Genomic DNA, 14,626 nt, shown 5'->3' on the forward strand with positions numbered 1-14,626 from the left:
TTTCTTCACCTACTACGATCTCGTTTTCTCTTACAATGATCAGCACTCGGCAAATCCTTCAGATTCAAAATCATTAGTATTGAGTATCCAATCATAGCCATTGTTAATGTTAGCGGATTGAATGGCGCCGCCAACAGATAAGCACTGCTCGTTAGAGCACCTACTCCTAAACAAATCAGCGCTACAATATTAATAACATGCAACCACCAATACCGACCTAACCATAAAAACGATAACCCGAAACCTATTTGTAGCACTCCTAATATATAGAGGAACAACTCCTCTTGTCCTTGAAACAAACCAGTACCTTGTAACAGCTCTAACTCTCCCGCATCTTGAAACAATACTTTCGGTACTAACCCTTGGTATATCCAAATAAAAGCAAGCACAAAGCTAGCAATGATATGAAAAAGACTTCTCATCATCGACATTTGTGGCGAAATCCCCTTCTCCAGCCACAATCGTAAACAGTCAAAGCTCCAAGCAGTCGCCCATCCCATAAGGGGTTTAAATACAACATTCATTAATTTACCCAAATAGCCAAAACGAGTAGCATAATCATATTGCGTAAGAAAAACAATCCCATCACTCGTTTGTGTATATTTCCAATAGCCACTCCCTTCCACAATTAAAGAAAGCGGATGATTCGCCCAAAATTTCAATGATGAAACGCGCTCATTTTTTTTCATAACTGTTTTAACACTTTCACCTGTTCCATTAATCGTTAATCCGCAGCCTATATTCGTTTGATATAGAAAATGCTGCGGGTCACCTTCATTTTCTTTCGGTAAATAGGTGATGTTCGCAAAACGCAAATCCCACTGCTGATGTACATCCGGTTTTTGTGTATAGTCCCACAATTTCTCCATTTCAGTATTAATAAGTGTCTCCACATAAATTGGCTTTGACTTTGACATATCCATCTCCTTATTAAATAATCAAAAAGGATTATTTGTTAGTGCGATTGTAACATACATTCTTTTCATTGAATGAATACGCTTATACATCCGTAACCCACAACCGAACTATAGAATAACAGACCGGATATCAATCACCGTATAAACGAACAAAGTGACATTACCGCTCATTTAATAAAATCATCCCAAGAGCCGTATAAATACTAGGATACTCAGCAAATACGTTATCACCTTCTTGATTAAGACAATATGCAAACATCTGTAAAGCAGATAGCAAATATGAAGAAGCTTCTTTATGAAGTTGGAAAGGTACAATGGTTAATGGAGTTTCTGACATAGGTAAGCACCTCCTTCATTTGAACATTTGACGTACTAGGAGGCGCTTATGAAAACAGTGCGTGGTTTCAATACGGTTTTACCCTGTAACTGATCATTTCGGCAAATTTCATCGATCGTAGCCGGTAAAGTACAAAATCTTCATTAATTAAATCCAATTAATTTCTGCGAGACTTTATAAACCCCAACTGAAACCATCCGACCTGGGCGACCAGGTAGATGAACAATTGGCCCTAATAAACCATATTTTAAAAAACCATACAAATGAGCATCTTTATTTTTAATATACTTCCAAAGCTCCTTTTTCTTACGAAGGTTTTCCTTTGTTCCCGACTTAATTAACAGGAAGGTTGAAATGACCGTTACAATTTCTAAATGCTTTAACAGATAATGTCGGAGGTTCTCGTCTTTAATTTCATCGATTTGCACGGTCTCAATAAGAAGCTTATTCACCTTAATATGTTGGTCCACCCTTTTAATCATGATGCTTTCCTGAATAGATTGTCCTTCCCGACCAATATAGTATCGATAGAAATCAACATTCACATAATACATAGTCTTCACATATGGAAGTGGTGTATACACATATAAATTGTCTACGTAAAAAGTATGCTTAGGTAGCTCTAATCCACACTCTCGTAACAGCTGAGTTCGATAGATTACGGAATGCATCAAGATATATTTCCCTTTTGGAAACTTCTTCATTTCATTCCAAGTAAACACTCTACCTTCTGGAAGTACCTTATCATATTTAATAACTTTTTTATAAGTGGCACCTTCCTTTTCGTAAACAAAGTTACTGACAATCATATCAACTTGCTTCTCTTTTTCTACAAGACTGTGAAGTGTGTCTAGTAACTTCAAATAGGCTCTAATATCAACCCAATCATCACTATCAACCACTTTAAAGTACACCCCAGTTGCATGTCTAATACCGGTATTAACAGCCTCACCATGCCCACCATTTTCCTGATGTATTGTTTTGATGATCGTTGGATGTCGTTTCGCATACTCATCTGCAATCGCAGCCGTTTGATCCACTGAGCCATCATTCACTATCAGTATCTCTACATATTCTCCTCCAGGCAACAGAGATTCAATACAATGCCTCATATACTCTGCTGAATTATAGCACGGTATAACTACTGATAATAGTTTCATATGCACACTACCTTTACATTTCGTCCTTTTCAGGCTCTAGCTAAACTAAGAAAAATTTCTACAACTTCTTCATTCATTTTACAACCCCTTTATCACTTAAGATAGAGGCTTTCTTAGTTTTTTATGTTTAATAACCACCTTTTTTACAAATTCATAACAAACTTAAGACATTATTAAGATTAAAAAAGCCGTATGATGGCGATTCTATCATAATCACTGACTCATTTCTCATATGTACGCTTGAAAGCTTGGTACGTATTAGATTGTATAACCTGTTAAACATAAATAAGCTTGCTATTTTAAACAAAAGGATATTTGATATAATAAGAAAGAAATGAAGATGTGCAAACAAATGCAGACATTCAACCAGAAAATAAAGGGGACATTCGCATGTATGATTATTTAATTATCGGAGCTGGACTATTCGGCTCCGTATTCGCATACGAAGCTACAAAGAAAGGAAAATCATGCCTTGTCATAGACAAGCGTGATCATATTGGAGGTAATGTGTATACAGAGGAAATCGAGGATATTCACGTACATAAGTACGGAGCACATATTTTCCATACAAATGACAAAGCCACTTGGGAGTACATTAATCAATTCGCTGAATTTAATCGCTACACCAATTCTCCGATCGCAAATTACAAAGGGGAATTGTACAATCTCCCTTTTAATATGAATACATTTAATAAGCTTTGGGGTGTAACGACTCCTGCTGAAGCAAAACGTAAAATCAAGGAGCAACGGGAAGCTGCTAACATAACAGAGCCTAGCAATTTAGAAGAACAAGCCATTTCTTTAGTCGGTACGGACATTTATAAAAAGCTCATTAAAGGCTACACGGAAAAGCAATGGGGACGAGCTGCGACTGAGCTCCCAGCCTTTATCATTAAAAGGCTTCCTGTTCGATTTACGTATGACAATAATTATTTCAATGATCGCTTTCAAGGAATTCCTATCGGAGGCTACACTTCTATCATTGAAAAAATGTTAAAAGGAATCGACGTTAAATTAAACATCGATTTTTTTCAAACTCGAGATGAATTAGAATCATTAGCACATAAAGTCGTCTTTACTGGCATGATTGACCAATATTATGACTACCAATATGGTATCTTAGACTACCGTAGCTTGCACTTTGAAACGAGAGTGTTAAAGGATGTAGAGAATTATCAGGGGAATGCCGTCGTTAATTACACAGATAGAGAAACACCTTATACAAGAATTATTGAGCATAAGCATTTTGAATTTGGCACACAAAGCACAACTGTCATTACAGAGGAATACCCGAAAGAATGGGAGCCTGGTGATACACCTTACTACCCCATTAATAATGCCCGTAATAACGAGATATACCGAAAATACAAAGCATTAGCTGACAAAGAAGCAAACGTTATTTTCGGTGGTCGACTCGCGACCTATAAATACTATGACATGCATCAAGTGATCGCTGCTGCTTTAACAACCGTACAAAAGGAATTTATCACTGATTAACAAGATGAAGGTAAGATCGAAAAGGAAAAACAAATGGGGCTGGGACAAAAGTATTTTCATAAGTGAGATACCGAATAAATCTAGAGTGGAGCACATTCACCGCTCCTGAAATATACTTCGCTACGTTATCTAAATGTTCGGATTCTCAGCTAAACACTTTTGTTTTGTCCCAGCCTCGCTTTTACGTTATCTCGTCTTTTTTCTCTTGATGAGACCTAGCAGGAGGCCTCCAATGCTATTAACTCAAATGAATAAAAGTCGAGCGCACCTTCTCCTTTGAAGGTAAAATACAGCGCCTTCACTCCATTTTCAACTTTTGTATTCGTACGAAATTGGCGATATTCTTTACTTGGTTCAATTTCTATTTTCGCAAATGGTTCCCCATCCATTGAATCTGACACATATATAAATCCAACTGCCTGACCACAAACCTTTACAGAGATTCCTTTTAAATGATCTAGTTGAAAATATTTAAACCCTGCTTTCGCACCATCTCTCATATTTGCTATATATTGTGTTGGCCGACTTTCACGATCCTTACCACTTTGGGTAAAATAAGGGTGGTCTTTAAAAGTCACATGACCAAAATAAACGCCATACCGACCTGCTCCATTACGAGACATTAAGTGACAAGCTATCCTTGCCTCATATTTACCTTCCCCACGTAAAGGACCTTGATTCAGGCCACAACTTGTCATTTCTACTTGCTCAATAGAACCATCATCTTCTATTTCAATACGTTCCGCAGCCGCTTGCCTTGAATAATGATGACGATTCGTTTGTCGATGATAAAATACATACCATTGCCCTTCAACTTCAACAATACTTCCATGGTTATTCCCGATATAATTTAACGCGTCTTGGTCCTTCTTTGAGCCATTAATGTATAAATCGCCATTACTAATAATCGTTCCCCCATAAACAAAATCACGAGTTGGACTTTTACTCGTTGCATAACAAAGCTCATGACCATTTATCGAGGAATAAATAAAATAGTACGTATCGTTTATTTTCCTCATTGAACTTGCTTCAAAAAATTCATGTCCTTCAAATCCCGTACCGTCTGCATGACCGACTTTTGAAAAAATTAATTTAGGCTCCGATATAGCAGTTTTCATATCAGAATCAAGCTCAATAACATATCCTCCATTAAAGACCTTCTTCTTCCAGCCTGTAAGAAAAAACGGAACAGGCTTCTTCGGTGCAAAACCATAATATAAGTAGACTCTCCCATCATCATCAACAAAGATAGCAGGATCAAACAAATAAGGAGCTCCCCACTCTTCTGATAATTTCCGACCATCGGTTCTATGGCTGACATACCCATAAAACTCGTACTCACCAGCAGGCTCATCACACACAGCTACCCCAATCACACTTCGAAAACCTAACGTATAATATAAGTAATACCTTCCATCTGCCCCTCTCGCTACATCAGGTGCAAACATTTGATACAAGCCTAGTCGATTCATCGGGTCTTGTTTTTTTCGATAAATTGTCCCTTCATATCGCCAAGCACTTAAATCATCTACAGGTGCAGACCAGCAAACATAATCATTTAAACAGAAAAGCTTCCCATTAAACCGATCATGTGATCCATAAACATACAGTCGGTCATTAAATACATAAGGTTCACCATCTGGAATATACTCAAAGCTCGGTAAATATGGATTAAACGCCTGACGTTTCTTCATTTCTCCTCACCACCTTTTCTCCATCACTTTAAACCCTTCATGAAAGGGACTACCTTACATGAAGGGCCATGTAACATACTAATAAGTGTCTTTATCCTTTAGCTAACTCTACAATTTCCTTTAATTCAGGATTAAACCCTTTCACTGCTCTATCACCCAACACCGTAACAGGGATTCCCATAAACCCAAACTTTTCAACTTCCTTTTGATACTCACGATTCTTTAGTACATCCCTTACTTCAAAAGCGATCCCTTCATTCTCTAGCATTTGTTTCACATACGTACATTCTACACAGCCATCAGCTGAATAGACGATCACTTGTTTACTCACTTAAATTGCCACCTCTCTTTTGTTATGTAGTGAGTATTATACAGGAACGAATCAAAGAATGTTAATCCTAGTGCTCACAGAAGAAGCCCTTAGGCTAAGATCAGCAAAAAAGTTGAAACCCCAATTTTTTCAGTGCCTTTCTTAGGATTCAACTATCCTAAATGGATTGATCACTTTTTATAAATATTCGCAACTAATTTAACCTTACTTGTTCCCCGCCTTTTATCTCATAAATGGTGCTGTCAACATTCAACCACACAGACCGTGCATTAGGATTAAAGACAAATTGACTACCAGCTGAAAATTTCAGATTCCGAAAAGCTTTTAAATAGTCAATAATGTCAATATTTGTTGCATACCAAATGTCCTCACGTCCGCCAATCAGCTTACAGAACGATTCAATCATATCCCAATTCTTATCGTTATCAAACTCATAGCTATGACCCCAAACATATAACATATACAAATATTGTTGCTTATGAAGGCTTATAAATTCTTTAGCAAACTTCATTAAATGATGATTGTGATGACAGGTTGGATTCCATTCGAGGAAATCATCAGGCATCGAAAATGTACCCGTACTATGAACTGTACGGGCATATTCAATCCCTAGATGCGGCAATAATTCTTTAATCATTTGATTATACGACCCATTTGGATATGACAACCCTCTAACCGTATAGCCGGTAACAGACTCTAACGCTTTACGATCATTCATGACTTCTTCTATAAGCTGCTCTTTCGGAGATCTAGCAATAGTAGGATGAGTCACCGTGTGTGCCGATATCTCGTGGCCTTCATAAAGTTCAGTTACTTCATCTATTGCAATTCGATCATCAATACCCATTAAACCTGAGTTCAGGTGAAACGTTCCTTTTAGTCCATATTGATTAAATAGTGAAACGAGCCTTCGATCAGCCCCCTTCCCATCATCATAGCTTATCGTTAACACTTTATGCTTCCCTTCTGGAAATACCAACATTACTTTCGGCATAGAGATCACCTCGATTGTTAATAAACATGCATCAAACTATTCGATAGAGTTCTCTCATTTCCCTGCTTATATAAGAAAAACTTCCTATCATGAGAACTAAAAAAAATTTGATTCTCGTATCATGAGAGCAATGAGCGAAGCCATTGCTAGTCAACTTCGTAGCGGCCTTTTCTTATAAGCATTGCGCGGAGCCTTTACAGCGTTTTTAAGTTTTTTAAGTAGTGGAACGTGTAACGAGCCTAATTCATTACATTATTACCTTTTAAAATAACTGAACTCTAAACTTCTCCACCTTTCTCACGATACATAGCTTCCATCGCCTTTCCAATCTCCATTAAATAAGCCTCTTCTTCTTTTGTCCAAAAGCTAGGGAATTGAAAATCTATCATGTCCGATTCCGTTAAGTCTTCGATTTGTTCAAGCTGCAAAGCAAGCTCCTCTTTATCTTCTACATGCTTTGTTGCTACATCTGTTAACTTAATTAGAACATCAAATGCCTCTTGTGATTGTGGAGCGATACCGTCTTTTATCAATTTCTTAATGGATGCTAGTACATCTAACATCTCCGTATCCATTTGATTTCGTTGCTCCTTCGAAAGAGATAAATATCGATCAGCCACATCATCTGAAAAGTTTTCTTTGATCCATTCTTTTTGATCATCCTCGTGCTCGATTTGATACAATAATGAAGTGAGAACAGTTGGCGTAATAGGCTTTTCTTCTTCAATTAAGGATTGAACTCGTTCCACTGCTTCAATCGCTCGGTTTAATTCATCTCTTTTTTCGACTAATAGCTTATGCTGTAACGGTAAAGACTCTTCTATTTCAGAAATCGTTTCATCCGTTAGAATACTCTTAATATCCTGTAAAGAGTAGCCTAAAAATTTTAACGACTGAATCTGCTGTAGTCTCGCTAACTCTTCCATACCATACAATCGATGACCCGAATGATTTTGCTTAGTCGGAACAAGTAAACCTAACTCTTCATAAAATCGTAACGTCCTCACTGTAATTCTCGCACGCCGTCCAAACTCACTAATCGTAAAAGTCTGCTCCTCATTCATCATAATTACACCCTTTCTCCATGTCATAATTCAAGATTAGCATGGAACGTAACGGAAGGCGCAAGAGCACAAAACAAAAAACTTAAAAATCTTCATTCACCAAATCAGCAACAACACCACCACTAGCCGTTTTACTCCCTGCACTTGCAGCAATAATTAATTGTGCAGGATTTGAAATTGTCATGTCTCCACATGCATACACACCTTCAATATTCGTTCGTCCAAATGGGTCGACTTCCACCCCACCTCTATCATTCATTTTACAGCCTAGCGCTTCTACTAATGCTGACGATTGCTTTAATCCAGTGACAACAAACCCACCTTCCCTTTTTATTTCACGACCATTTTTAAATTGTACCGTTTTTAACTGACCATTGCTTCCTCGTAAAGCTACAATCTCATTCTCTATTAATTGAATATTCTTCGTTTCTAGTTGCTCCTTTTGCTCTTGTGTTAAAATATCTTTCCCATTCGTACAAATAACTAAGTCTTCACTCCAGTTATAAATCATCTTTATCATATGAAAGGCATGATCATTTTCTGCTATGACAACTAATGCACGATCCTTTAACTCCCATCCATCACAAAATGGACAGCTAAATAAGCTACTACCATAGAATTGTTCAATTCCTTCTATAGTAGGTAGAATATCTTTAAGACCCGTAGCCAATATTACCTTCCGAGAACGGAGAGGTTCGCCTGCTGTTGTCTCAATCAAAAACGCTTGATTATCATTCTTAATATCGATCACTCGATTATTTAGAATCTTAACATTCGTATACTTACTTAAATCTTCTTTTCCTATCTTTTTAAAATCAGATGGATGAATTCCATCTCTCGTAATAAACCCATGCGATTCTTGTGTAACTGCATTTCTAGGCTTATCCTCATCAATGAGAACGATATCCTTTCTCGCTCTTCCAAGTACAAGTGCAGCATTTAAACCAGCTGCCCCACCACCAATAATGACACAATCTAATAACATACTTATTCCTCCTCATTATTAAATCTATTATAGAGTTTTAATATCTGCAATTAACCTAAATTTTTTTGATCCTTAAGTATCAATCACATGATGAGCCACTTTACGATAATGTTCAAGTAGCATAGTGCTTCGTCTTAACAGCGATCTTATTCGCAATATCGACAATTTTCTTTTTACTTAGTTCATCCTTCATTTTTGTTTCTGCTTCTATCATCACATTTTCAATTACGCAGGCTTCATTCCTAGACCACGTTTCATGCTCTAACGAACAAGTAAACAAAGTCGTATTTCCCTCAATCGCATAAATGACATCTAAAAAGGAAATTTCACTAGACCTTTTGACAAGACTATACCCACCTTTCACCCCTGGAGTCGATTCAATGAGCCCTGCTTTCACGAGCTTGGTCAATATTTTAGACAAATAAGTTGCTGAAAGATTTTGAACAGTTGCTAGCTGCTCAACTCCAACAGATTTCCCTTTCGGAGCTAACGTCAAGTAAACCATCGTGTGTAGAGCATAATTAGTCGCTTTTGAATACTTCATAGTTGTCACCTCATAACTAGGACTATTACAGATCTTTAATATCTTTAATTGATTATATTTGATCATAAACTCCGTTTCAAGCTTTTTGTTTTGCCCTAATTTATTGTTCAAATCTTAGACCTCTGAATTAGATTCGTAATAACTCCGTAAAGAGGCTAGAACATAAGGAAACATTGAATTCTTTTAGCATTAATATCGAAATAACAAGAACCCCCTCCAACAATTTGTTAGAGGGGGACTGCTGATAAAACCTTATACTAGCTTAAATCCACAATTTGTACAGAAGTTTCCGCCTGCTGCTTTCGTCCCACAGTTCGGGCAGAAGTTGGGCTTTTCAGTTGCTCCTGCTTGTGGTTGATCATTAGATGATGTCTGTTGTGGTTGCGCCTGTTGCTGATTAATTTGCTGGGGTTGTTGAGAAGGTTGCTGATGTTGATTCATATTCTTCATCATTTCATTCGCTACATTCATTCCCATCATCATACCAGTCATATCAGAGGCTGTACCACCACCTTGAACTTTCCCAGAAGCCATGCCATCAACCATTTCGACTTGCTGGTACTTACCTAGGTCGCCAATCATAGAATGAGAGGCTGATTTCGTAATACGTTGCTGGATTTCCTCTGGATAGTTAAAGCTCCTCACATTGAAACGCGTAATCGTCATACCATCTTCAATAATATTCATATCTAAATCTTCTTTGATCCCCTTGGAAATATCAGAGGCATTCGCTTGAAGGTTAAACATATCCTTCCCTTCACGGCTAATCCATTTCATTAAATATTGATCCAATACAGAAGTAATTCGGAGCTTCACGTCTTCAACGTGATAGCTACTTTTCACTCCAGCTATTTTATCTATTAAATCAATATAGTTGTTGACTTTGAAATTAAATGTCCCATTTGCGCGGATCGGCAGCCCACCAGGTAACTGCGAATGTGGCAAATTAATCGCATTTCTCGTTCCCCACTTCACCGTAAATTCTTTCGTATTAACGAATAGAACCTCAGCACGCATCCCACTATTAAAACCGAACTTAAACCCTTTTAACGTTGACAAAAACGGGATGATTTCTGACTCGATATCATAGCTTCCTTCATCTTTGAAAATCCCTTCAATTCGTCCAGAATGTAAAAAAATCGCATCCTGTCCTGGTCTAATTATTAACTTACTTCCTTTCTTAATTTCTTTGTTACTCCACTTCCAAAAAATCATATCATCACGAAATTCTTCCCACTCGACCACATTAGCAAATTGATTTCGAAAAAACATCGAATTCCCCTCTCTTTAAATAAGCTGTACACTTTAGAAGCTTCCTCGGCTTCCACTACGAGAATGTCCACCTGCTGTCCGACCGCCACCACCACTACTATTATTCTTGCTCGGCTTCTTCGTCTTCGTCACAGATTTTCTAACAAAACGATCCTTCCTATGAGTGACACCTAAACTATTAGCATCGAGGTAGGTTTTATCATTCGTCGTCTTCCTCCCCCCAGCATTATAGGCCATGATAAAAACAACAAGTCCCGCTACTCCTAACGAAACGATCAAATGGAACCACCAAGCTGAAAAGAAAGTAGCTTCCTCATAATCCGAATCCGGTTCTATATTCAAATACCGATCGACTAATTCGATATACATCGAAAAAGAATCGAAATAATTGCCGTCTGACAAATTAGGTGTAATCTCCTCACGAATTAACGTCGCACGATGATCATCAATATACTCTTCAGTTCGATAATAACCTTGAATCTGAAGTTCACGCCCCTCAAGGTCCACCGTTAATAGGGCCGTATCACCGTTCGGTTGGTTATATCCTGGACTATGTTCGTCATAGAAATCATCCGCATATCGAGTCACACCCTTACCTTCCGTATCGTTCGTCGTTACGATCAATATGTCGACTTCATTTTTATCACTATACTGATCAGCAAGCGCCTCAATTTGAGCAGCTTCCTCGTTATTTAACAACTCGGCAAAGTCATAGAGCTTTTGCTCCGTTTCAGCAAAAATAGGATATAAAGGGATAAACATAAATAATAGCACGATAGAAATAACGATTAAAAAAGACCTTTTCATTTAAACGTCGCCTCCCATAAGCCATGCAAGCGTCCTTAACACAATAAAAGTGCTTGCAGCGATCCCTGAGAACCATGCAGTAACTTTACCAAAGCTAATCGGTGGCTTTCCAACTACCTTACCCGTCTGTCCGTTCATCGCAAAAATATGCTCCTTGTTTCCGTAATCATAATAGACCATCCATACCGGAATAAGGGTATAATAGGCTTGATTCTGCTTCGTATCCAAGCGTTTTCTCTTAATCGTTGTCGTATGATATGCAGAAGTTGTTGATTTGATATACGTATCTACATAATTCTCTACCCTTGCTTGCACACGAGGTAGTAGCTCTTTGTCATCATAATTATATTTCTCAGCAATATAGCCAGCCAAATAAGGGGTATTAAACTCTTTAAGATTGCTATAATTGTAGGGCTCAAGCTTATCCATTAATTCATCATCCATTTTCTCAGAAGCATCTACTGGAACTTTGACATATTGGAGATCCACACTACGAGACACATCGAAATATCTTGTCTCTGTATAAATATAGTCACCTCTTGTATACCTACGTACCTTCGTACAAACCGCGTCAACATCGCCTTTACTATTTAAATCATACAGCCAAAAAGGTACATACATACCCGTAATGTTTTTAATACGGTCTGCTGTCATAAAGCCTTTAGGTGTTAACTTGCCCTTCTTGCACCATTTCTTAAAAGCTTCCTTCGCCTCATCTTTATTAATTTGAAATGGAATCACGAACGCTGGTGCCAGATCACCCGATAGACGATCAGCGAGCACAACACCCGCCCCACAAAAGCAGCATGTCGTCGCTGTTGTATCTGAATCTGTCAAAATATCAGCACCACAATTCTTACAATGATATTGAATCGCTTCCCCTTCTTCAAACTTATGTAACACGTTTTCTTTTGGAAACGACTCAATGTCATCATGCCTTCCACAGCTTCCACATGATAACTTCCCTGATGCACTATCGAACTTCATATCTGCACCACAGCTAGGACACTTATAATGTATAACCATTCTTTCACTTCCTCTTCAGCCATTTCAGAAGAAACTGCAGCATAGTGCTGCAGTTTCTCATTACCTTCTATCTATTTATCATCTAAACTTCTTTTTAACGCTTCAAGCTCATCATCTACACCAGATCCTGACCCTGTACTACCGGTACTATACTTAGCCATTAAATCATCGATGTCATCCTTTGGCTGGACATTCAACTCAGCCATCGCATTAGCCTTATCATATGCTGCATTGGCTTTTTGCTCCATTCGTTCAAAGGCAGAGATTGAGCGATTGGCACTTCCTGCTGAAGAATGTATATTATTGATTCTTTCTTGTGCCTTTGCAACTGCAAGCTTTCCTTTAATTAATGTTTTGCGCTCTTCTAATTCCTTCACATCTGCTGTTAACTTATCATGCATTTCGCGCATCTTGACAACATTAGAAGCAGCTGCAGCATGAGCATTTCTTAGCTCTGTTTCCCGGACGGACATTGAAGATTTACGAGCCAGAAACTTTCTAGCATCGTCTTCATTTCCTGCCTCCAACGCTTTCACAGCATAGCTTTGCATCTTATCCATTTCAGCGACGCACTCATCAAGGTCTCTTTGTACGCGCTGCTCCTCAGCCATAATCGTCGCAGTTTCCGACTTCACTTTCCCTAAATCATTGTTCAAGTTACGTAAGTATTGATCAATCATTTTTTCAGGATCTTCAGCTTTGTCTAACATTGCATGAATATTACTTGCCATAATCTCCCGAAATCTCACTAAAATATTCATTTAACATACCTCCCTATAATCTTATTGACATAGTGAACCAATTCGTGCCAACAACTAGTCATTAAAAGATGTTATATTCTAGTCAATTCACAAAATATAAGCGACATTGTTATCAATTACCACCACTCGATAAATTGTATAACATATTTAAGAAAGAGTCATTAGGTCGAACAGTCTACCTTTACACACTCAGATTCCCTTTTGCTCGCTCATGCTCAAGGTACCTATATCATTTCTTACGTTTTCAAATTTGTTCTGGTTTCATAATTCAAACATTCAACCATTTGAATAGAGTATGTTCAAAAACTACCAAAAAAAAGTGACAATGGCTCCGTTCTCTACGCGTCTCGTGATAAGAAAACCTGAAGGCCACTGAAAAAGTACAAATCCATTTTTAGACTAGCAATGGCTTCACTCGTTAAGTGCTTGATACGAGAAATCCACTCGTCTCAAGCTTCAACACAGATAACGGTTTCGTACATTGCATTGAACAGCCTCTAATGGGAAAAAATCACAAACAGTGATTACAGCTACTATTCAATGAATCGAACTCAATAAATTAAATCGTAATCTTTCCGTGAATGGACAGCTAAGACATTCGCCAACAATCAGGACTTAAGAACCATATTTGCACCTCTTTTACGATTAAGGCGATATTTGACAATACATACACTACCATACTATTATGAAGAACATTACATAATATTGTTTTACATAGGTGAGTGATGGATACATATACAATCATTCCAGACACACCGATTAAACATTATTATTTATTCTTCAACATTCAATTATGGAGGGATTAAAATGGAAGAAGAGAAACAAATGAATGACAAGGAAGAGAAGACGTCCACAGGTATGACACAAAATGTATCGGGTGCACTATGCTATCTAGCTGGTTTTGTTACGGGAATTATTTTTTTATTCATTGAAAAAGAGAACAAATTTATACGTTACCATGCCTTTCAATCTATTTTTTTATGGGCCATTTTATTCATTTTCGGCTTCGTTGTAGGGATGATTCCAATTCTAGGAGTGATCTTACCGGTATTTTTCACACCCCTTTGTTTATTCCTTTGGCTTTATTGCATGTATAAGGCGTACCAAGGAAGTGACTTCCAACTGCCTTTTGTAGGACAAATGGCTAACGATCAAATTGAGAAGTCAGTGTAGTAGAATGATCGACTATTCATAATGATGAAGAAAAAAGCTGATTAGACTTAAATGCCTAATCAGT

At 37.8% G+C, this 14,626-nt stretch carries 15 protein-coding genes; 2 read left to right on the forward strand and 13 right to left on the reverse strand.

Annotation, left to right across the window (positions count from 1 at the left end; genetic code table 11):
• Positions 1-5: 5 nt before the first annotated feature.
• The 3 genes from MW695_RS12930 to MW695_RS12940 form a co-directional block, all read right to left on the reverse strand.
• On the reverse strand, positions 6-917 hold the full coding sequence (locus MW695_RS12930; protein ID WP_247105770.1) for a DoxX-like family protein: 912 nt from the start codon (positions 915-917) through the stop codon (positions 6-8).
• Between the two features lie 160 nt (positions 918-1,077).
• Positions 1,078-1,254, reverse strand: a complete 177-nt coding sequence (locus MW695_RS12935; RefSeq protein ID WP_247105771.1) for a hypothetical protein — start codon at positions 1,252-1,254, stop codon at positions 1,078-1,080.
• Positions 1,255-1,397: 143 nt separating this feature from the next.
• Entirely contained in the window at positions 1,398-2,414 is a 1,017-nt protein-coding gene (locus tag MW695_RS12940) for a glycosyltransferase family 2 protein (RefSeq protein WP_247105772.1), read from the reverse strand.
• A gap of 390 nt (positions 2,415-2,804) precedes the next feature.
• Between MW695_RS12940 and glf the strand changes: the two genes are divergently transcribed.
• Positions 2,805-3,911 carry a UDP-galactopyranose mutase gene (glf, locus tag MW695_RS12945; protein ID WP_247105863.1) on the forward strand — a complete coding sequence of 369 codons (1,107 nt, stop codon included), beginning with the start codon at positions 2,805-2,807 and terminating at the stop codon, positions 3,909-3,911.
• A gap of 215 nt (positions 3,912-4,126) precedes the next feature.
• Here the strand turns inward: glf and MW695_RS12950 are convergent, their stop codons facing one another.
• From MW695_RS12950 to MW695_RS12995, 10 genes are all read right to left on the reverse strand, one after another.
• Positions 4,127-5,605, reverse strand: a complete 1,479-nt coding sequence (locus MW695_RS12950; protein WP_247105773.1) for a family 43 glycosylhydrolase — start codon at positions 5,603-5,605, stop codon at positions 4,127-4,129.
• Between the two features lie 91 nt (positions 5,606-5,696).
• Entirely contained in the window at positions 5,697-5,936 is a 240-nt protein-coding gene (locus MW695_RS12955; RefSeq protein ID WP_247105774.1) for a glutaredoxin family protein, read from the reverse strand.
• A gap of 193 nt (positions 5,937-6,129) precedes the next feature.
• Complete coding sequence (locus MW695_RS12960; RefSeq protein ID WP_247105775.1) at positions 6,130-6,930, reverse strand: polysaccharide deacetylase family protein; 801 nt, start codon at positions 6,928-6,930, stop codon at positions 6,130-6,132.
• Positions 6,931-7,208: 278 nt separating this feature from the next.
• On the reverse strand, positions 7,209-8,021 hold the full coding sequence (locus MW695_RS12965; RefSeq protein WP_247105776.1) for a MerR family transcriptional regulator: 813 nt from the start codon (positions 8,019-8,021) through the stop codon (positions 7,209-7,211).
• A gap of 55 nt (positions 8,022-8,076) precedes the next feature.
• Complete coding sequence (locus tag MW695_RS12970; protein WP_247105777.1) at positions 8,077-8,979, reverse strand: NAD(P)/FAD-dependent oxidoreductase; 903 nt, start codon at positions 8,977-8,979, stop codon at positions 8,077-8,079.
• 112 nt (positions 8,980-9,091) lie between these two features.
• Positions 9,092-9,523 (reverse strand): Rrf2 family transcriptional regulator, encoded by a 432-nt coding sequence (locus MW695_RS12975; protein ID WP_247105864.1) that lies wholly within the window; start codon positions 9,521-9,523, stop codon positions 9,092-9,094.
• Positions 9,524-9,775: 252 nt separating this feature from the next.
• Entirely contained in the window at positions 9,776-10,795 is a 1,020-nt protein-coding gene (locus tag MW695_RS12980; protein WP_247105778.1) for an SPFH domain-containing protein, read from the reverse strand.
• A 33-nt stretch (positions 10,796-10,828) separates the two neighbouring features.
• Positions 10,829-11,602 carry a TPM domain-containing protein gene (locus tag MW695_RS12985; RefSeq protein ID WP_247105779.1) on the reverse strand — a complete coding sequence of 258 codons (774 nt, stop codon included), beginning with the start codon at positions 11,600-11,602 and terminating at the stop codon, positions 10,829-10,831.
• Entirely contained in the window at positions 11,603-12,628 is a 1,026-nt protein-coding gene (locus MW695_RS12990; RefSeq protein ID WP_247105780.1) for a TFIIB-type zinc ribbon-containing protein, read from the reverse strand.
• A 71-nt stretch (positions 12,629-12,699) separates the two neighbouring features.
• On the reverse strand, positions 12,700-13,389 hold the full coding sequence (locus MW695_RS12995; protein WP_247105781.1) for a PspA/IM30 family protein: 690 nt from the start codon (positions 13,387-13,389) through the stop codon (positions 12,700-12,702).
• An 807-nt stretch (positions 13,390-14,196) separates the two neighbouring features.
• Here MW695_RS12995 and MW695_RS13000 point away from each other — a divergent pair.
• Positions 14,197-14,562, forward strand: coding sequence for a DUF4870 domain-containing protein (locus MW695_RS13000; RefSeq protein ID WP_247105782.1), 366 nt, complete (start codon positions 14,197-14,199; stop codon positions 14,560-14,562).
• Positions 14,563-14,626 lie beyond the last annotated feature (64 nt).

It is taken from the genome of Halalkalibacter sp. APA_J-10(15), assembly GCF_023017105.1.
Classification (GTDB): Bacteria; Bacillota; Bacilli; order Bacillales; family Bacillaceae_D; genus Halalkalibacter.